General features: G+C 28.9%; 21 protein-coding genes, 1 rRNA gene and 1 other annotated feature. Of the genes, 20 read left to right on the top strand and 2 right to left on the bottom strand.

Features of this window, described 5'->3' with window-relative positions; all coding sequences use genetic code 11:
- Positions 1-7: 7 nt before the first annotated feature.
- The 9 genes from rrf (at position 8) to KGF48_RS10265 (ending at position 7,015) form a co-directional block, all read left to right on the top strand.
- A 5S ribosomal RNA gene (gene rrf, locus KGF48_RS10305) occupies positions 8-124 on the top strand.
- A gap of 123 nt (positions 125-247) precedes the next feature.
- Positions 248-439, top strand: coding sequence for a DUF378 domain-containing protein (locus KGF48_RS10300; RefSeq protein ID WP_227436395.1), 192 nt, complete (start codon positions 248-250; stop codon positions 437-439).
- 159 nt (positions 440-598) lie between these two features.
- Complete coding sequence (locus KGF48_RS10295) at positions 599-2,008, top strand: aminotransferase class I/II-fold pyridoxal phosphate-dependent enzyme (protein ID WP_227868022.1); 1,410 nt, start codon at positions 599-601, stop codon at positions 2,006-2,008.
- Positions 2,009-2,107: 99 nt separating this feature from the next.
- Positions 2,108-2,797 (top strand): deoxynucleoside kinase, encoded by a 690-nt coding sequence (locus KGF48_RS10290; protein WP_227838989.1) that lies wholly within the window; start codon positions 2,108-2,110, stop codon positions 2,795-2,797.
- Positions 2,798-2,799: 2 nt separating this feature from the next.
- The gene (locus KGF48_RS10285; protein ID WP_227436388.1) at positions 2,800-3,735 is read left to right on the top strand and encodes an ATP-binding protein; all 936 of its coding nucleotides are present in this window, start codon (positions 2,800-2,802) and stop codon (positions 3,733-3,735) included.
- Positions 3,732-4,625: a stage 0 sporulation family protein gene (locus tag KGF48_RS10280; RefSeq protein ID WP_227436386.1), complete on the top strand. Its 894-nt coding sequence runs from the start codon at positions 3,732-3,734 to the stop codon at positions 4,623-4,625. The genes KGF48_RS10285 and KGF48_RS10280 overlap by 4 nt, the downstream gene beginning before the upstream one ends.
- 76 nt (positions 4,626-4,701) lie before the next feature.
- Positions 4,702-5,454, top strand: coding sequence for a tRNA1(Val) (adenine(37)-N6)-methyltransferase (locus tag KGF48_RS10275; RefSeq protein WP_227829139.1), 753 nt, complete (start codon positions 4,702-4,704; stop codon positions 5,452-5,454).
- Entirely contained in the window at positions 5,455-6,288 is an 834-nt protein-coding gene (rsmI, locus tag KGF48_RS10270) for a 16S rRNA (cytidine(1402)-2'-O)-methyltransferase (RefSeq protein ID WP_227868021.1), read from the top strand.
- Positions 6,289-6,310: 22 nt separating this feature from the next.
- On the top strand, positions 6,311-7,015 hold the full coding sequence (locus tag KGF48_RS10265) for an HDIG domain-containing metalloprotein (RefSeq protein WP_227838991.1): 705 nt from the start codon (positions 6,311-6,313) through the stop codon (positions 7,013-7,015).
- Between the two features lie 177 nt (positions 7,016-7,192).
- On the opposite strand, the gene KGF48_RS10260 is transcribed toward KGF48_RS10265, so the two are convergent.
- Both KGF48_RS10260 and KGF48_RS10255 read right to left on the bottom strand, forming a co-directional pair.
- Positions 7,193-7,621, bottom strand: a complete 429-nt coding sequence (locus KGF48_RS10260) for an Lrp/AsnC family transcriptional regulator (RefSeq protein WP_227829136.1) — start codon at positions 7,619-7,621, stop codon at positions 7,193-7,195.
- Between the two features lie 37 nt (positions 7,622-7,658).
- Complete coding sequence (locus KGF48_RS10255) at positions 7,659-9,089, bottom strand: nicotinate phosphoribosyltransferase (protein ID WP_227829135.1); 1,431 nt, start codon at positions 9,087-9,089, stop codon at positions 7,659-7,661.
- 131 nt (positions 9,090-9,220) lie between these two features.
- Here KGF48_RS10255 and KGF48_RS10250 point away from each other — a divergent pair, with 131 nt between their 5' ends.
- The 11 genes from KGF48_RS10250 (at position 9,221) to KGF48_RS10200 (ending at position 19,541) form a co-directional block, all read left to right on the top strand.
- Positions 9,221-9,805 carry a nucleoside recognition domain-containing protein gene (locus KGF48_RS10250; protein WP_227829134.1) on the top strand — a complete coding sequence of 195 codons (585 nt, stop codon included), beginning with the start codon at positions 9,221-9,223 and terminating at the stop codon, positions 9,803-9,805.
- 15 nt (positions 9,806-9,820) lie between these two features.
- Positions 9,821-10,342 (top strand): spore maturation protein, encoded by a 522-nt coding sequence (locus KGF48_RS10245; protein WP_227838992.1) that lies wholly within the window; start codon positions 9,821-9,823, stop codon positions 10,340-10,342.
- A 65-nt stretch (positions 10,343-10,407) separates the two neighbouring features.
- Positions 10,408-10,656 (top strand) — a binding site (T-box leader).
- An 84-nt stretch (positions 10,657-10,740) separates the two neighbouring features.
- Positions 10,741-12,678 (top strand): methionine--tRNA ligase, encoded by a 1,938-nt coding sequence (gene metG / locus KGF48_RS10240; RefSeq protein WP_227829132.1) that lies wholly within the window; start codon positions 10,741-10,743, stop codon positions 12,676-12,678.
- 29 nt (positions 12,679-12,707) lie between these two features.
- Positions 12,708-13,478, top strand: a complete 771-nt coding sequence (locus KGF48_RS10235) for a TatD family hydrolase (protein ID WP_227838993.1) — start codon at positions 12,708-12,710, stop codon at positions 13,476-13,478.
- Positions 13,479-13,752: 274 nt separating this feature from the next.
- Positions 13,753-14,184, top strand: coding sequence for a phosphonate C-P lyase system protein PhnG (gene phnG / locus KGF48_RS10230; protein WP_227838994.1), 432 nt, complete (start codon positions 13,753-13,755; stop codon positions 14,182-14,184).
- A gap of 14 nt (positions 14,185-14,198) precedes the next feature.
- Positions 14,199-14,774, top strand: coding sequence for a phosphonate C-P lyase system protein PhnH (gene phnH / locus KGF48_RS10225; RefSeq protein WP_227838995.1), 576 nt, complete (start codon positions 14,199-14,201; stop codon positions 14,772-14,774).
- A gap of 2 nt (positions 14,775-14,776) precedes the next feature.
- Entirely contained in the window at positions 14,777-15,865 is a 1,089-nt protein-coding gene (locus KGF48_RS10220; RefSeq protein WP_227838996.1) for a carbon-phosphorus lyase complex subunit PhnI, read from the top strand.
- An 18-nt stretch (positions 15,866-15,883) separates the two neighbouring features.
- On the top strand, positions 15,884-16,753 hold the full coding sequence (locus KGF48_RS10215; RefSeq protein WP_227838997.1) for an alpha-D-ribose 1-methylphosphonate 5-phosphate C-P-lyase PhnJ: 870 nt from the start codon (positions 15,884-15,886) through the stop codon (positions 16,751-16,753).
- Positions 16,746-17,618, top strand: a complete 873-nt coding sequence (locus tag KGF48_RS10210) for an ATP-binding cassette domain-containing protein (RefSeq protein ID WP_227838998.1) — start codon at positions 16,746-16,748, stop codon at positions 17,616-17,618. The genes KGF48_RS10215 and KGF48_RS10210 overlap by 8 nt, the downstream gene beginning before the upstream one ends.
- Before the next feature lie 39 nt (positions 17,619-17,657).
- Positions 17,658-18,371: an ATP-binding cassette domain-containing protein gene (locus KGF48_RS10205; protein ID WP_227838999.1), complete on the top strand. Its 714-nt coding sequence runs from the start codon at positions 17,658-17,660 to the stop codon at positions 18,369-18,371.
- Entirely contained in the window at positions 18,372-19,541 is a 1,170-nt protein-coding gene (locus KGF48_RS10200) for an alpha-D-ribose 1-methylphosphonate 5-triphosphate diphosphatase (RefSeq protein ID WP_227839000.1), read from the top strand.
- Positions 19,542-19,544 lie beyond the last annotated feature (3 nt).

Raw genomic sequence — 19,544 nt, 5'->3', positions numbered from 1 at the left:
AAGATTATGTGGTTACAATAGCAGAGAGGATACACCTGTTCCCATTCCGAACACAGAAGTTAAGCTCTCTAGCGCTGATGGTACTTGGTGGGAAACTGCCTGGGAGAGTAGGACGTAGCCACGTAATTTTTTTTATTTTTTGTTAAAAAAAACAAAAAAAATTACGTATTTCTTTTTTCATTTTGGGAAAACTAAACACAGGAATTATGGATTATCATAAAAATTTAATTCTTAAGGAGTGATATAAATGAAAAAAGTTGCTTTAGTTTTAGCTATAATCGGTGCACTTAACTGGGGAGCAATTGGTATCCTAGGAACAGATTTAATAGGTAGCATTTTCGGTGGAACATATGAAATGATAAGTAGAATAATATACTTTGTTGTGGGTCTAGCTGGATTGTATTTAATACCAAGTTTAATGTCTGATGACAGGGAATAATTTAATTTTTACTTTTTTATATTAGACACCTCATTCTAAATATTTAGAATGAGGTGTTTTATTTTATAAAAAGATTAATTTATATCTTTTTTAATGGTAAAATAGATAGGAATCAAAGTTTTCAAATAAGTAATAACAATAGGTAAAAAGGAGTAATCTATGTTTATAATTAATGAACTAAGTGAGATTGTAAATAAAGAAGTAATATCTTTTCATATGCCTGGACATAAAAAAGGAAAAATATATGAGAAATTAGGATATGTAAATGTATTAGAAAATTTGTATAAAATGGATACGACTGAAATAATAGGGACAGATAATCTACATTCCCCAGAAGGAATTATAAAAGCCTCTCAAGAAAATACTGCAAAGGTATTTAAAAGTGATTATACATACTATTTAGTAAATGGAAGCAGTTGTGGAATACAATCTGCAATAATGTCAGTATGTAATCCTAAAAGTAAAATAATTGTAAATAGAGACTGTCACCAATCTGTTATAAATGGATGTATTTTGGGTGATGTAGATATAAAATATATTCCTTGCGAAATAAGCAAAGATACTAATATTTTAAAAGGTGTGAATGTAATAAATGCAATTGATATAATAGATAAAAACTTAGATGCAAAAGCAATATTGCTTACATATCCTACATACTATGGAATGACATATGATTTAGAATATATCTGTAATTATGCACATAGCAAAAATATGGTAGTAATAGTAGATGAAGCACATGGTGCACATTTAGGACTTAGTGAGAAACTTCCTAAAACAGCTCTTGAGCAAGGTGCAGATGTAGTTATACAAAGTACTCATAAAACACTTCCATCTTTTACTCAATCATCAATGATACATGTAAAGGAAGATAGAGTTGACTTAAATAAAATTTCAAACATGTTAAGAATTACTGAGTCTTCAAGTCCTTCCTATTTATTATTGTCTTCACTGGAATTAGCAGTAGATATATATGAAAATAAAGGGAAAAAATTAATGGAAGAGCTTTTAAATAATATCCACATTTTCAAAAATAATGTTAATGAAAATCTTGAAATATATAGTACAAATGATAAAACAAAAATATTTATATCTGCTAAAAATATAGGATTAACAGGATATGAATTAGAAAATATCTTAAGAAAAAAATATAATATACAGGTAGAGTTATCTAATTATTATGGTGTTCTATTAATCTGTACAATAGGAAATAGTACTCAAGATTTCATTAGTTTAGAAATGGCATTAAATGATATTGTAGTAAAAGAATTTAAATCTACAAAACTAGATAATATAAAATATCCTGTTGATATTCCACAGAAAATATTAACACCTAGAGAAGCATTTTATAAAACTAAAAAAAGTGTTAAAATATATGACAGCATAGGTAAAATATGTGGTGAATCTATAGTACCATATCCACCAGGGATAAATATAATATCTCCTGGCGAAATAATAAGTAAAGAAATAATAGATTATTTAAAGTTTTGTAGTTCTAAAGGTATGGTTATAAGTGGACTTAAAGATATAACTTTAAATTTTATAGAAATAATAGATTTAGAACATATATAAAAAGTAGGATTACTATAAAGAATCTATAGGATATTTATATATAAATTCATTTAAGTAATATACTAAAATAGGTAAAATGTTTAGATGGAGGATATTAAAATGAGAGGTAAGTTAATAATTATAGAGAGTGGTTCAGATGCGAGTGGAAAGGCAACTCAAACAAAAAAATTATATGAAAGACTAAAAAAAGAAGGCTATATGATTAAGAAGGTAGAATATCCAAATTATGAGTCTCAATCATCTGCTTTGGTAAAAATGTATTTAAGAGGGGATTTTGGTAAAAATGCTTCAGATGTAGACCCATATATAGCATCAACTTTTTTTACAGCAGATAGATATGCATCATTTAAAACCGATTGGGAGGAATTTTATAATAAAGGTGGAATAATTATCGCTGATAGATATACAACCTCTAATATGGTGCACCAAGCTTCTAAAATGGACATTGGTGATAGAGAGGAATATCTTAACTGGTTGGCTGATTATGAATTTAATTTATTTAAAATACCTCAACCTGATTGTGTTGTATTTTTAGATGTTCCTATTGAGTTTAGTGAAAAACTTATGGAGAATAGAAAAAACAAAATTACAGGAGAAAAAGAGAAAGATATTCATGAAAGTGATATAGAGTATTTAGAGAAATCTTATAATAATGCTCTATATATAGCTGATAAGTATGATTGGAAAAAAATAAATTGTGTTTCAAATAATAAATTAAGAAGTATTGAAAGTATACATAATGAAGTTTATGAAATAGTTCTTGATTCAATAAAATCTATGGAGAGATAAATATGTATTTTGAAAATATTATAGGACAAGATTTTGCAAAAAAATATTTAATAAATTCTATAAATAAAAATAAACTTAATAATGCGTATATGTTTGAAGGAATAGATGGAATAGGAAAAAAGAAATTTGCTGATGAGCTATCAAAATTGTTACTTGACTATGTAAATCTAGAAAATAGTCCAGACTATGTACTTATAAATCCAGATGGAAATAGTATAAAAATAGCTCAAATTAGAAACTTACAATCAGATATAGTAGTACGACCTCATAAGGACTATAAAATATATATAATAAATAATGCTGAAAAGATGACTGTAGAAGCTCAAAATGCCCTTTTAAAGACATTAGAGGAGCCTCCAAGTTATGCTATAATAATTTTAGTCACAAATAATAAAGAATCACTATTAGAAACGATAAAATCTAGATGTGACATAATAAAGTTTTCGCCTATACCAATAGCAGATTTAAAAACTTATTTAATAAATAAAGGCATAGAAGAAGAAAGGGCTCAAATATTGGCTACTTTTTCAAGAGGGAGTATTGAAAATGCTTTAGATTTATCTCAGTCGGCTGAGTTTTCAGTAATGAGGGACGATATACAACAATATATCCAAATAATGCTAGATAAAAATATAGTAGAGATTCTAAATATACCAAATAACATGGAGAAATATAGAAATCAGATTATAAGTTTATTGGATATTATGATAAACTATTTTAGAGACATTATCTTATTAAAAGAAAATGTAAATAGAGATATGTTAATAAATATAGATAAACTAGTTTTTATCCAAAATATGAGTGGAAAAATTAGTTATTCTCAATTATCCAAAATTATTGATATAATAGAAGGTACAAAGACTAAAATTAAAAGTAATTGTAATTTCAATATAAGCATACAAGTTATGTCTTTAAATATATACGAGGTGATTAAATGATAAAAATAGTAGGAATTAGGTTTAAAAGTGCGGGGAAAATATATTATTTTGACCCTGTTGATTTTAATATAGAGCAAGATATGGATGTAGTTGTAGAAACTGCAAGAGGTTTAGAGTATGGTAAAGTAGTGGTTGGGCCAAAAGAAATGGACGAGAGCGAATTAGTTTCTCCTTTAAAGCCAATTATAAGAATAGCTACAGAAGAAGATAAGAAAATATATTTAGAAAATAAGGAAAAAGCAAAAGAGACTTTTGAATTATGCCAACAAAAGATAAAAGAACATGAGTTAACAATGTTTTTAATAGATTGCGAATATACATTTGATAGAAATAAATTGATTTTTTACTTTACAGCAGAAGGTAGAATAGATTTTAGAGAATTAGTAAAAGATTTAGCGGCTATATTTAAGACTAGAATAGAACTTAGACAAATCGGTGTTAGAGATGAGGCAAAGTCTATAGGAGGTCTAGGACCTTGTGGTAGAAAGCTTTGCTGTTCTTCTTGGTTAGGTGATTTTCAACCAGTTTCAATAAAAATGGCAAAAGACCAAAGCTTATCTTTAAATCCAACAAAGATATCTGGTATATGTGGAAGACTATTCTGTTGCTTAAAATATGAACATGATGTATATAGTGAAGCAATAGAAAAAATGCCTGTTGTAGGTGCATTAGTGCAATCAGATGATGGAAAAGGAAAAGTTGTAGAGGTAAATCCTCTGTTAGAACAAATCAAAGTGGAGTTCCAAGATAAAACAGTAAAAATATATACGAGAGAAGATATAAAAATACTTAAAGAGCCTAAAAAATGTGAGGGCTGTGGTGGTAAATGCAAGGGTAATGATGGATTAGATGAAGCTACACTAAAGGAGTTAAAGAAATTAGAAGATTAAATTTAAGGTAGGACTTCTCCTACCTTTTTTAAAGCAATTAATGCTTAGAGCTACTAATATTTGAGGAGAGTTATATATGGATATACAATTAAAAGATTCAGAGAGAATCGACGATTTACAATTAAAAGGTCTTAAAATTATACAAGATACTAATGGGTTTTGTTTTGGTATAGACGCTGTTTTATTAGCTAATTTTGCAAAAGTAAAAAAAGATGCTAAAGTTGTTGATTTAGGCACTGGTACAGGAATTATACCAGTTCTAATTGCAGGCAAAAGTGAAGCTAAAAAAATTATTGGTGTAGAAATACAAGATGATGTATATGAAATGGCAACTCGTTCTATAAAATTAAACAATTTGGAAGAAAGAGTTGAGATTATAAATGGAGATATAAAGTCAATAGACAAGGTTTTGGAAGTTAATGGCTATCATGTAGTTACATCAAATCCTCCATATATGCATATTGATGGTATAAAAAACCCAAATGATAAAAAAGCAATATCAAGACATGAAGTAAAGTGTAATCTAGAGGATGTAATAAAGACTGCATCCAGATTAGTTATGCCTAGAGGTAAATTTTTCATGATACATAGACCAACAAGATTGGTTGATATAATAACTTTAGGGAGAAAATACAGATTAGAGCCAAAAGTTATTCAGTTTGTTCATCCAAGACCTAAAAAAGCGCCTAATTTAGTTTTGGTTCAATTTGTAAAAGATGGAAGACCAGAGCTTAAGATATTAGACCCACTATATGTCTATGGAGAAGATGGTAATTATACAGAAGAATTAAAATCAATATATAATAATGAAGATATAGGAGAGTTATAGATGAGTGGAAAATTGTACATATGTCCAACACCAATAGGAAATCTAGAGGATATAACGTATAGGACTTTAAGAATATTAAAAGAAGTAGATTTAATTGCAGCAGAAGATACAAGACACAGTATAAAGCTTTTAAATCATTTTGAAATCTCAAAACCTTTGACTAGTTATCATGAGCACAATAAAGATTCAAAAGGCGATTATTTAATCAATAAATTAATTGATGGAGAAAACATAGCTTTGATAAGTGATGCAGGTATGCCTGGTATATCTGACCCAGGAGAAGAAATAATAAGACAGGCTATACAAAATAATATAGAAATAGAAGTGTTACCAGGAGCAACAGCATTTGTAACAGCTTTGGTTGGTTCTGGTATGGATACGCATAAATTTGTTTTTGAAGGTTTTTTGGATAGAGATAAAAAAGTTAGAAGAGAGCAACTAGAAGAAATAAAAGAGGAGAGCAGAACTATAATTTTTTATGAATCACCACATAGATTGAAGGATACACTAAAAGATATGCTTAAAATTCTTGGAAATAGAAAAATTTCTGTAAATAGAGAGCTCACAAAAAAATATCAAGAGATAATAAGAGAAGATATAGAAACTGTCATAAAAATATTTGAGGAAAAGGAAGTAAGGGGAGAGTTTGTATTAATAGTGCAAGGTTTTTATGGTGAAAAATCAGAAAAAAGAGATTATGATGGTCTTACAGATAGAGAATATGTTTTAAAGTTAATTGAAAGTGGTATGAACAAAAAAGATGCAATAAAAATAGTTTGTAAAGATAGAAAATTAAAAAAGGATGTTGTTTATAAACAAGTTCTGGATTTATAAAACCTGAATCTGAGGTGATTTTATGGAAATAGGAAAAATTATAATAGAGAGTTTAAAAAGGAAAGATACACATAAAACGTTTATAGAGTTGGATAAAAAGAATGAACTAGAAAAAGTAATCCCTAAAGTAAAAGCAATGAAATCTGTAGGAGAATGTAAATATCATGTTGTTAACTGTTTTGAACATTCTATAAATGCATTAAAAGAATTAGAAGTAGTGCTAAATGACAAAGAATTTTTTCCAAATCATTTGAGAGAGCATGTGTCAAATTATTTGAATTTATATATTGAGGATGAAATAAATAAGTCACAAGCACTAAAGTTAGGAATATTTTTACATGATATAGGAAAGCCAGATAGTTTAACTTTAGATGAAACCGGTAGAGTTCATTTTACAAATCATGAAAAAATAGGTGCACAAATAGTAAATAATATGGGTACAAATTTAGAATTATCAACACAGACATATAAACTTATAAGTAAATATGTAAGATATCATATGATACTTTTATCTTTATATAAGAAAAATGATTTGAGTAAAAAAGAGTTAGCTAATGTATTTAATTTAGTAGACGAAGACACTATAGGTATAATATTGCTTGGATATGCAGATATAGTATCTACTATAAAACTATTAGACAAGAACGAAGAAGTAGGAGTATTAAAGACCTATATGGAATATATTCTAACAAATTACTTATATAAGAGTAATTATACAAATGCATAAAGTTATTTAATATAATTTAAGGTTTAGACAGTTGATTTAAATTTAAAATATACAAACTTCAAAAACCTAAAAGAAGTTGTCTTTAATAAAAGACAACTTTTTTTACATCAAAACTTAAAATTTTATTAGAAATATCTAGTGGTGTATTAGCGAATAAGCCATTGATGTTCAATTTATCTACAATATTGATTTTGCTTGTATCGGTGTTGATAATATAACAGAGGTCTTGGTAGAACCTATTTTCTTTATAGTATCAATCACGTTTTCTAATTCATACATATCTTTTACAATAACTTTTAAAAGTAAGCAATCATCACCTGTTATGTGGTGACATTCTACAATTCTAGGGTCATTTCCAGCAGACTCAATGAATTCTGTATATCCATTACTTGGAAGAGATATGTGAATAAACGCTTTTATAACTCTACCTAATGAATCTGGATTAACAATTGCTTTATATCCTTCTATAACACCAGATTCTTCTAATCTCTTAACTCTTTCTGAAACTGCAGGAGAAGTTAAACCAACTATTTTTCCTAAGTCCTTCATAGAAATTCTCCCATCATCCTGTAAAATTTCTATGATTCTGTAATCTGTAACATCCATAAATAAACAGTCCCCCTTAAATAAAAATAATTAATGCCTATAAAACTTTTTTAGAATCTATCATTTTTGTTTTTAAATACCAAAGATCTCTAGATAAATCAACCTTGTAAATGTGTGGATTCGAAAGTCTTTTGTATTGTTCCCAGATAGTACTTAATTCATATTGTACATGATTTCTTATTTCAAGAACAGCTTTTTTATTATATTTACATACACCTTTCATGTACAATGGCTTAAGAAGTTCTTTAACTTTGTAATTTGTAAAGACCTTTGTTTTCCAAGTATAAGTAGGATGGAAGATTTCTAAAGGTTTAGATTCATCTATAATTTCATCATGTAACATAATTAAATCTGCTTCTGCCTTATTGTCTTCGTTATATATTCTTATAACTTTCTTGTAACCAGGATTATTTATTTTTTCTGGATTTTCAGAAATTTTTATCTTAGGTTCAAGAGTACCTTCTTTACAAGATGCAGCTAATTTGTAAACGCCTCCAAGAGAAGGTGAATCGAAAGAAGTAATAAGCTTTGTACCTACTCCCCATGAATTTATAGTAGCTCCTTCTGCCTTAAGTGATGCTATAGTGTATTCATCAAGGTCATTAGATGCAGTTATACTAATATCTGAAAAACCAGCACTATCTAGTTGTTTCTTTGCTTCTTTAGATAGATAAGCTAAGTCTCCAGAATCTAGTCTTATACCCATAGGTTTGTATCCTTTTTCAGAAATATTTTTGAAGACTTTTATTGCATTAGGTACACCACTATTTAATACATCATAAGTATCCACAAGTAGTAGGCATTTATCTGGATAAACATCAGCATATGCTTGGAATGCTTCAAGTTCAGTATCAAATTTTTGTACCCAACTATGAGCATGAGTACCAATTATAGGAACATCAAACATCTTTCCAGCTAGTACGTTTGCAGTTCCAGAACAGCCACCAATTACAGCAGCTCTAGCACCATATATGCCCGCATCTGGACCTTGTGCACGACGTAATCCAAATTCAAGTACAGTGTCTCCTTGAGCTGCAAAGCAAACTCTAGATGCTTTCGTAGCAATAAGAGATTGAAAATTAACTATTGTCAACAATGCTGTTTCAATAAGTTGAGCTTGATACAGGGGTGCTTTAACAGTAATCAATGGCTCATTAGGAAACATTATAGTCCCTTCTTCAACAGCATAAATATCTCCTGTAAACTTAAACTCTTTCAAAAACTTTAAAAACTTATCAGAAAATAAATTTAAGCTTTTTAAGTACTCCAAATCTTCATCTGAAAAATGAAGGTTATCTATGTATTCAACAACCTGATCAATACCACAAACTATAGTATACCCTCCATCACAAGCGTTTTTTCTAAAAAACATATCGAATACAACAATGTCTTCGTGAATATTTTTTTCAAAATAGCCATTTAACATAGTAAGCTGATATAAATCAGTAAGAAGTGTTAGATTTCTCATTATTTCTCTCCTTAATTATTATTAAATATTAAAAATTATAAAAACTCCCACACTTATACTAAAACATAATATAGTACAACTTTCAAGTATAAAGTATTACCTAACTATCATAAAATTATTTAAAGAGGAGGTTGATTATAATAGGAAAAATATGGTTTTACATGGTATCAATAGGAATAATAGGAAGTTTGATTTCTAAAAATATGGGAGAATTAAATAAAGTTATATTGAGTGAAACATCAAAAGGTATAGAATTTGCAATAAGTCTAGCTGGCATTATGGCACTCTGGATGGGTATAATGAATATTGCAAAAGAGTCGGGCTTGATTGAAAAAATAGGTCAGAAATTAAATCCTATAATGAGAAGATTGTTTCCTTCTATTCCAAAAGGTCACAAAGCAATGTCTTATATAGTTATGAATATTGCCTTGAACATGTTGGGTGCTGGGAATGGTGCAACAGCATTTGGTTTAAAAGCAATGAGTGAGCTTCAGACTCTAAATAACAAAAAAGATACAGCTACTAATGATATGATTATGTTTATGGTAATAAACATATCATCTATACAGATAATTCCATTTACTATAATTAAATTAAGAATGGATATGGGAGCTCAAAACCCAAGTGAAATAATTTTTACAACTTTATTTGCAACCATAATATCTACAGCAATAGCAATAATAACATGTAAACTTTTTCAAAGAAGATATAGATAAAGGGGATGTAGATGTATGGAAGTATTTTCAAACTTACTTATACCAGTAATAATTTTGTACATAGTAGTTTATGGTAAATATAAAAAAATAGATGTATATGATAGTTTTGTAAAAGGAGCAATTGATGGTTTAAAGGCTGCATGGGATATTTTACCTTATATAATAGGTATATTTTTAGCAATAGGAATATTTAAAACTGGCAAAGGTCTTGATATGTTAGAATGGATATTTACACCAATAGCAAATATGATGAGTATACCAAAAGAATTAATAGGTTTAATAAGTGTAAAACCTTTATCTGGAAGTGGTGCTTTGGGAATGTATAGCGAACTTGCAAATAGAGTTGGAATAGGCAGTTTAGTAGAAAAAATGGGTGCTACAATTGTAGGTTCTTCTGAGACTATTTTTTATACAATGGCAATCTATTATGGGAGTTTAAAGATAAAAAATACTAGACATACATTATCATGCGCTATGATTAGTCATGTTGCAGGAGTTATAGCAGCAGTTTTTATTTGCTATGTAATATTTGTATAATTTGTTGACAATGTGGGAAAAATTTTATAATATAGTGATTATATAGAAATAAATTGTAATATGAATTATAAGCTATGAAAAGAAGAGTAGATAAAGATTTTTTCTATCAGAGAGCTAGGTTAGGTGAAAGCTAGTGTAAAAAGATTTATTGAAGATGGTCTTGGAGCTTTTTATCTGAGCGTATATGCTAGGGTAAAACGGTTGGGCACGTTATAGTCTACTAAGATATCTATAAAGTTAATTTCTACATTTCATGTGAAACATAATCGTTATAGATGAATTAGGGTGGTACCGTGAATAATCTCGCCCCTATGATAAATCATAGGAGGCGATTTTTTATTATTTTAAATGAAATATTTATATGACTACGAACGATAAAAAATTAGGAGGTAAATAATATGAGCAAACCGAGTTTTTATGTAACAACACCAATATACTATCCAAGTGGAGGATTACACATAGGTCATACTTACTCAACAGTAGCTGCAGATACAATAGCTAGATTTAAACGTTTCTGTGGATATGATGTAAAGTTTTTGACAGGAACAGATGAACATGGTGAAAAGATACAAAAGAAAGCGATAGAACAAGGAATGTCAGAAATAGAATACCTTGACGGAATGATAAAAGATATAAAGGCATTATGGAATACTATGGATATATCTTATGACGATTTTATAAGAACAACAGAAAAAAGACATACAGATATAATACAAAAAATATTTACTAAATTATATGAACAAGGTGATATATACAAAGGGGAATATGAAGGTAGATACTGTACTCCTTGTGAGAGTTTTTGGACAGAATCACAGTTATTAGAAGGAAACAAATGTCCTGATTGTGGAAGAGAAACATACTTAGTAAAAGAAGAATCTTATTTCTTTAGACTATCTAAATATGAAGATAGATTAAAAGAGTTATTTAAAGACGATAGTTTCTGTTTCCCAGCTGCTAGAAAAAATGAAATGGTGGCAAATTTCTTAGATAAAGGGCTAGAAGATTTAAGTGTAACAAGAACAACTTTTGACTGGGGAATAAAAGTTCCTTTTGATGAAAAGCATGTAATTTATGTATGGGTGGATGCTCTATGTAACTATATAACAGCATTAGGATATATGACAGATAATGATGAAGAATTTAAAAAATATTGGCCTGCAAATGTTCAAATAGTAGGTAAAGAAATAGTGAGATTCCATACAATAATATGGCCAGCACTTTTAATGGCTTTAGGTTTAGAAGTTCCAAAACAAGTATTTGGTCATGGATGGATATTGTTTGCTGATGATAAAATGAGTAAATCAAAAGGTAATGTTGTTTATCCAGAGCCTATAATAGAAAGATATGGAATAGATACTCTTAAATACTTCTTATTAAGAGAGTTTGCATTTGGTCAAGATGGAAGTTATACTCATAGAAATTTTGTAACAAGAATAAATTATGACTTAGCAAATGATTTAGGAAACTTAGTAAGTAGAACTGTAGCAATGGTTGAAAAATACAACGGTGGTATAATACCAACAGTAAAAACTTCAACTGATTTTGATGCTGATTTAAAAGAGCAAGCTGTATCAACTAGAGAAAATTTTGAGGCTGAAATGGATAAAATGCAATTCCATGAAGCATTAGAGAGTGTATGGAAACTAGTTAGAAGAACTAATAAATATATAGATGAGACTATGCCTTGGGTTCTTGCTAAAGATGAAACTAAAAAAGATGAATTAGATACAGTTTTATATAATTTATGTGAATCTATAAGAATAATTGCAACACTAATAAATCCTATAATGAATGAAACTGCTAATAAAATATATGCACATATAGGAATAAAAGGTCAAGATGATATAACTACATGGGAAAGCACAAAGACATTTGGTCTTATTGGAGAAAATGTAAAAGTGTTTAAAGGTGAATCTTTATTCCCAAGATTAGATGTAGAAAAAGAAATAGAAGAATTAACTAAAATGTTTTCTGGGAAACCTCCAGTAGAAGAAAAAACTTTAGAGCATAAAGAAGAAATTACTATTGATGATTTGGATAAAATAGAGCTTAGAGTAGGAAAAATAATAAGCTGTGAAAAGCATCCAAAAGCAAATAAATTATTAGTATCACAAGTTAAAATCGGACCAGAAACAAGACAAATAGTATCTGGAATAGCTGAATACTATAAACCAGAAGATTTAGTTGGTAAAGAGGTTACAGTGGTATGTAACTTAAAACCAGTTAAGTTAAGAGGTGTAGAATCTCAAGGTATGATATTAGCAGCAGGAGATGATGGTGACCCTTATGTTCTACCATTTACACAAGGTGCTAAGGATGGATGCGAGGTTCGCTAATAGGCAATTAAATAGTAAGGAGATAAAAAATGTTATTTGACTCACATGCACATTTAAATGATGAAAGTTTTGATGAAGATAGAGATGAACTTATTAGTTCATTAAAAGAAAAAGGTGTAGAGTTGGTTGTAAATCCAGGAGCAGATATAGAAACGTCTATAACAGCAATTGGACTATCAAAAAAATATGACTTTATATATTCAGCAGTTGGAGTACATCCACATGATGTATCAAAACTAGATGATACAGCAATAGACACTCTAAGAAGACTTGCAACTGAAAATGAAAAGGTTGTGGCTATAGGAGAGATTGGGTTAGATTATTATTATGATTATTCTCCAAGAGAAGAGCAAAAAGAGTGGTTTAAGAAACAAATTGAGCTAGCTAATGAGTTAAAGCTTCCAATAATAATACATGATAGAGATGCACATGGGGATACTTTTGAGATAATAAAAAACACTAAGAGTCCTGAAATAGGTTGTGTACTTCATTGTTATAGTGGTAATGTGGAATTAGCTAGAGAGTATGTTAAAATGGGATGTTATATATCAATTCCAGGAACAGTTACTTTTAAAAACAATAAAAAAACTAGAGAAGTTGTAAGAGAGATACCTCTAGAAAGACTGTTTATAGAAACGGATTCACCATATATGTCACCAGAACCACATAGAGGAAAGAGAAATAATCCTTCTCAAGTAGCTTTTGTTGCAGATAAGATATCTCAAGAAAAAGGAATATCTTATGAGGAAGTGTGTAAAGTTACTAAAGAGAATGCGAAGAAGTTTTTTAATATAAAATAGTTAAATTAAAAATAAAATTTACAATTATTACAATTATATAAAAATAATAGTTATAAATATAGAGAAAGTATACCATTCAGTTTGAGTGGTATGCTTTTTTTATTTGTAATATTATAATTTTTTAGTAGTCTTACAATATATTTCTTAACATTGTTAAAAAAGAATTTACAAGATATTCATTAGAATTAACTCAAACGTAATATCTATTTAACTTAGATTGTATATTATATTCTTAGAAATAAGTAAATAGAGGAAAGATTAAGGAGGCAAAATCTTGCATACAGTTGATAGTACTAAGATATTGATAAATATGAACTATGAGAAATTGGAGCAAATATATTTAATGATAAAAAATACATCAAGCATTTCTATAATTAAAGGCCCTAGCCTAGCTACAGTGATGGTAAGAGCTAACGAAAGTGTAAAAAATACTACATTTAATTTAGGAGAAATATTAGTTACAGAGTGTAGTGTTAAGGTAGATGAAAGCTTAGGTTATGGTATAGTTGCAGAAAATAATGAAAAAAAATCTATTTGTCTGGCAACTATAGATGCAGTTTTACATAGCAATAATAATAAATTTGATGAATTAAAGAATTACATAAATAAAAGTATCTATGAAGAAAGCTTAAGATATGAGCAAGAACTTATTAATGAATTTAGTTTAATTAATAAAACAAAAGTCCAATTCAATACTATGGATTAAGTAGGAGGAGAATCATGGTAAGTTACATGCAAGAAATATATAGAAAGTTGCTAGATAGTGCTTCATTTCCTGGGAAATTAAATAACATCAATAATATAACTATAGAAAATAATACAAAATTATCAAATGGAGCAATTGGTATAGCAATTACTTTATTAGACCAAGAAGTTACCTTCTATATAGAAAACTGTACTAAAGAAGATATAAAAAATATAAGAGCACTGACAATGTCAAGCCAAGTAAATTACAATAAATCAGACTACCTGTTTTTAGATATTAATTCAGAACTAGATATACTACAAATTAAAATAGGTTCTTTTGAATATCCTGATGAAAGTACAACTATAATACATCAAGTAAACGAACTATCGACAGATTATAAAGATAAATTCATAAGACTTTATTTAAGTGGTCCTGGTATAAAATCTAAAAAGAATTTATATATAGATGGAGTTAAACAAGAATTCTTAGAAAAATTACTTATGATAAATAAAGACTATCCGACAGGGGCAGATTTGATTTTAATAGATAAAAAAGGAGAAGTTGCATTTATACCAAGGTCATCAAAATTAAGTTGGGAGGTATTATAATAATGGCTTATGTGGCAGTTAAAGGTGGAGAAGAAGCTATATTACAGGCTAGAAATATACTTGAATTTTATAGAATAAAAGGAGAAAGCCTACCAATAGATGTAAAACAAATTAAGGAGCAAATGTCTTATGCTGTGGATAAAGTGATTTCTGAGGGAAGTCTATACAACAAGGAATTATCTGCATTAGCTATAAAACAGGCTCAAGGTGATATATTAGAAGCATCCTTCTATATAAGAGCATTAAGGTCAACAATGCCTAGAGTAACTTATTCAGAACCTATAAATACAGAACAAATGAGAATAGGTAGAAGAATCTCAGCTACATTTAAAGATATACCAGGAGGGCAGTATCTTGGAGCAACTAGAGATTATGAAAATAGAATACTAAATATAGAGTTGATTAAAGAGGATGAAGAAAAAAATAGAGATTTTAAAGCTAACTATATAAATGACTTAGAAAGAGTGAATGAAATACCTAAATTCACAAAGGTATCTAATATATTTAGAAACGAGAATTTGTTGGAAGAGGATACTTATGAAGATAAATTAGAAGAAGAAGTAATAGATGATATTACAAGAAATAGTCTAAGATTTCCAGTTTCTAGGTCAGCAAAATTGCAGGCACTTACTAGAGGTGAAAGTGGAGCAGTATCAGGGTTTGCTTATTCTATTGTAAGAGGTTTTGGTGATGAGCATCCATATATAAGTGAGCTTAGAACAGGAGATGTATATATAAAAATAAAACATCCTATTTATGAAGATGAGCAAATAACAATAGGAGAAATGTTGGTTACTGAGTGTGAAATAGTATCAAAAGCATCACAAAATAAGTCTGAAAATTATAAAAATAAATCGGGAGATATAAATAAAATGTCTTTAGGATATGGTCTTTGTATGGGAAATAATGAAAATAAGGCTATATCTATGGCTATACTAGATAAATCTTTGGAACCAAATAGTGAAAAATTAGCCCAAGATGAAGAATTTGTATTACTTCATATAGATGGTATAGATTCATTAGGGTTTATATCTCACTTTAAGCTTCCTCACTATGTAGATTTTAAAGCAGATGTAGAAAGAATAAAATAGGATATGGAGGGAAATTAAGTGATATATAACTATGGTTTTTTAGATGAAAATACAAAAAAAGAAATCCGAAGAAAAATACTAAAAGCAGTATCAATACCTGGTTATCAAGTACCTTTTGGTTCAAGAGAATTACCTATTGCCAAAGGATGGGGGACTGGAGGACTACAATTAACACTATCATTGCTTGGTGAAAGTGATGTAGTAAAAGTGATTGACCAGGGTAGTGACGATTCTACAAATGCTTGTAATATAAGAAATTTTATTTCAAGTGTAAGCAATGTAGAAACTACAAAAGATACATTAAAAGCTACATTGATTCAAACAAGACATAGAATACCAGAAGAAAAATTAAAGTCTAATCAAATAATGATATTCCAAGTGCCAATACCAGAGACACTTAGAATAGTAGAACCTAGTGAAGTAGAGACAAGGAGGATGCATTCAGAAGAAGATTATAGCAGGATGTGGGTATATCTGTATGAAGATATAGTTAAATTTGATGATATATCAATAGCAGCAGAGTATCCATGTAAAGTAAATGATAGATATTTAATGAATCCATCACCAATACCAAGATTTGATATAAAGAAATTAAATATGTCAGATAACTTATTTTTATTTGGTGCAGGTAGAGAAAAGAGAATATACGCCATACCTCCATACACAAAGGTAGAACCCTTAGAATTTGATGACTATAAATTTGAAGAGGAAAAATTTGAAGGAAAACATTGTAGTTTATGTAAAAGTTCAAACACATTTTTAGATGAAGTATATGACAGTGATACTAATGAAAAGTACTATAGTTGTTCTGATACAAGTTATTGTGAAAAAGTTAGGTTAAGAAATGATAGCGTAGATGTGGCAATTGGAGGTGCTTGGAATGAGTAGTGCAAAACTAGGAGAAGACAAAAAAATAGAAAATATAGATAAACGAGTATTAATAGGAAAACATATCAATCTTATTTATGGAGATGGATGTGAAAAGTGTTTTGAGAGTACAGGATATGAAAGTAATAATATATGTAAATATTGTGGTTCTATAGTTGCATGTAATAATGTAAATCTTGAACTTTATGAAGGAGAAGTTCTTGGTATTGTTGGAGAATCTGGTTCAGGAAAAAGTACATTGTTAAAGATTTTGTTTTTTCAAGAAAATGCAAATAGTGGAGAAGTGTACATATCAAATTATGACGAGTTCGAAAATATATTAGAACTCTCAGACCAAAAAAAGAGGTACATAAAGAATCATTTTATGGGTATTGTATATCAAAATCCCCATCTTGGTTTAAATTTGAATTTTAGTAGTGGTGGAAATATAGCAGAGAAATTATTAATGGCAAATATATATAATGTTGAGAAAATAAGAGATAGAGCTAAAGAACTTCTAGTAAAGACTAATATACCTGTAGAGAGAATAGACCATAAACCAAAATATTTTAGTGGAGGAATGCAACAAAGAGTTCAAATAGCAAAAGCACTTTCTAATAATCCTCCAATACTTTTATTAGATGAAGTTACAACAGGACTGGATGTTTCTGTACAAGCTGAGGTATTAGATTTAATAAGGGAAATACAAAGAGAACTTAAAATTTCTATGATAGTAGTATCTCATGACTTTGATGTTATAAAAATGCTTGCTGATAGGACAATTGTGATGAAAAATGGAAGTGTAATTGAATCTGGTTTAACAGACCAGATAATGGAAGACCCACAGCATCCATATACTCAGCAACTTATAAATTCACTACTATAAATAATATTTGTAATAAGTAAAATGGGGGTTTTAAATAAAATGGAAGAAATTATACTTAAAGTAAATAATTTTAGCAAAGATTTTGAATTACATGCATTAAACAAAACTATAAAAGCGTGTAGTGAAATAAATTTTACAATTTCTAAAGGTGAATTTTTAGGAATAATAGGAAAATCTGGAGCGGGAAAGTCTACTATATTAAAAAGTATTTATAAAACCTATATCCCAACGACTGGAGAAATAATATTCAACTCAGAAATATACGGAAAGATAGATTTATCTACAATTGGCGATAGAGAAATGATAAATCTTAGAAAAAAGGAAATAGGATATGTATCACAGTTTTTAAAAACACTTCCACGAATAACTGCTATTGAGCTAGTAGTACATTCTTTAATTGAGAGTGGATTTGAAAAAGATTGTGCATATGATATGGCGAAAGATATACTGACTCAGTTTGAAATAAAGGAAAACTTGTGGGATGCCTATCCGAATAATTTTTCTGGCGGAGAAAAGTTAAGGTTAAATCTAGCACAAGCTATGGTTAAAAAACCTAGACTTTTGTTGCTTGATGAACCAACTGCATCACTTGATAATCAATCTAAAATATACGTAAAAGAAAAAATGTTGGAACTTAAAAATCAAGGAACTACAATGATAGGGATATTTCATGATATAGAATTTATGGAGACAGTTATAGATAAAACCTTTACTATGACAAAAGGCACTATAAGTGAAAGCGGGGTAGCTTAGATGGTAAAATTAATTCATAATGCAAATATTGTATTGGAAGATAAAATATTAGAAAATGGCCATTTAATTATAGAAGGAGATACAATAAAGAAAGTCTCAAATGATAAGATTGACTACTTACTAGATTTCAACGAGATAGATGAAATAATAGATGCAAAAAATTTATATGTTATACCTGGTATCATAGATATTCATAGTGATGCTATTGAAAAGGAAATAGAGCCAAGACCAAGTACATTATTACCATTTAATATGGCATTTTATGAGCTAGATAAAAAACTACCTGCAAATGGAATAACAACAGTTTATCATTCTATATCTCTAGGTGATGGAGTAGGAGTTAGAAGTATTGATAATTCTTTAAAAATGATTGAAAATATCGATTTGTACAAAAATATAAATAGTAAGAGTATAAATCATAAAGTTCATCTAAGGTATGAAGTGTTGTACCATGAAGGTTTAGATAAGGTATCAGAGTTATTAGACAAAGATAAAATAGACTATTTATCTATAATGGACCATTCTCCAGGACAAGGTCAATATACAAATCCGAAGTTCTATAGAGAATATGCTACTAAAGTATGGGGAGTAACAGAAAATTATGTAGATACATGGTTAGATGAATTAGTAGATTTACATGATAATTTAGATTGGAATAAAATAGCTAGTGTCATAGGAAGGGCAAAAACTAAAAATATAAATGTTGCATCACATGATGATGATACATTAGAAAAAATGGATTTTATAAAAAATATAGGAGTTAATGTATCTGAATTTCCTATAACTCTTGAAGTTGCAAAATATTCAAAGAAACTGGGTGTTTTAACTTGTCTAGGTGCCCCAAATATTGTAAGAGGGAAATCTCATAATAACAACTTAAAGGCGATGGATGCTATATTGGAAGATTGTTGTGATATTGTTTGTTCAGACTATCTTCCATCAGCAATGATAAAGTCCATGTGCATAGTTGCACAAGGAACTAACAGTCTAAATAAAGCAGTTAACCTATTTACTTCAAATCCAGCTAAAGCAGTTGGTATATATGATGAAAGAGGTAGCATAAAAGAAAATAAAAAAGCAGATTTAGTTTTATTGGATATTGATAGTGAGTATCCAAGAGTTGTAAATACTATTGTAAATGGAAAGACAGTTTATAAAAGGGAGGTATAAAGA

Origin of the sequence: Clostridioides sp. ZZV15-6388 (assembly GCF_020657755.1) — a bacterium.
Taxonomy (GTDB): Bacteria; Bacillota; Clostridia; order Peptostreptococcales; family Peptostreptococcaceae; genus Clostridioides.
The sequence above is the reverse complement of the archived record's forward strand: the minus strand, read 5'-3'. Positions and strand labels throughout refer to the sequence as shown.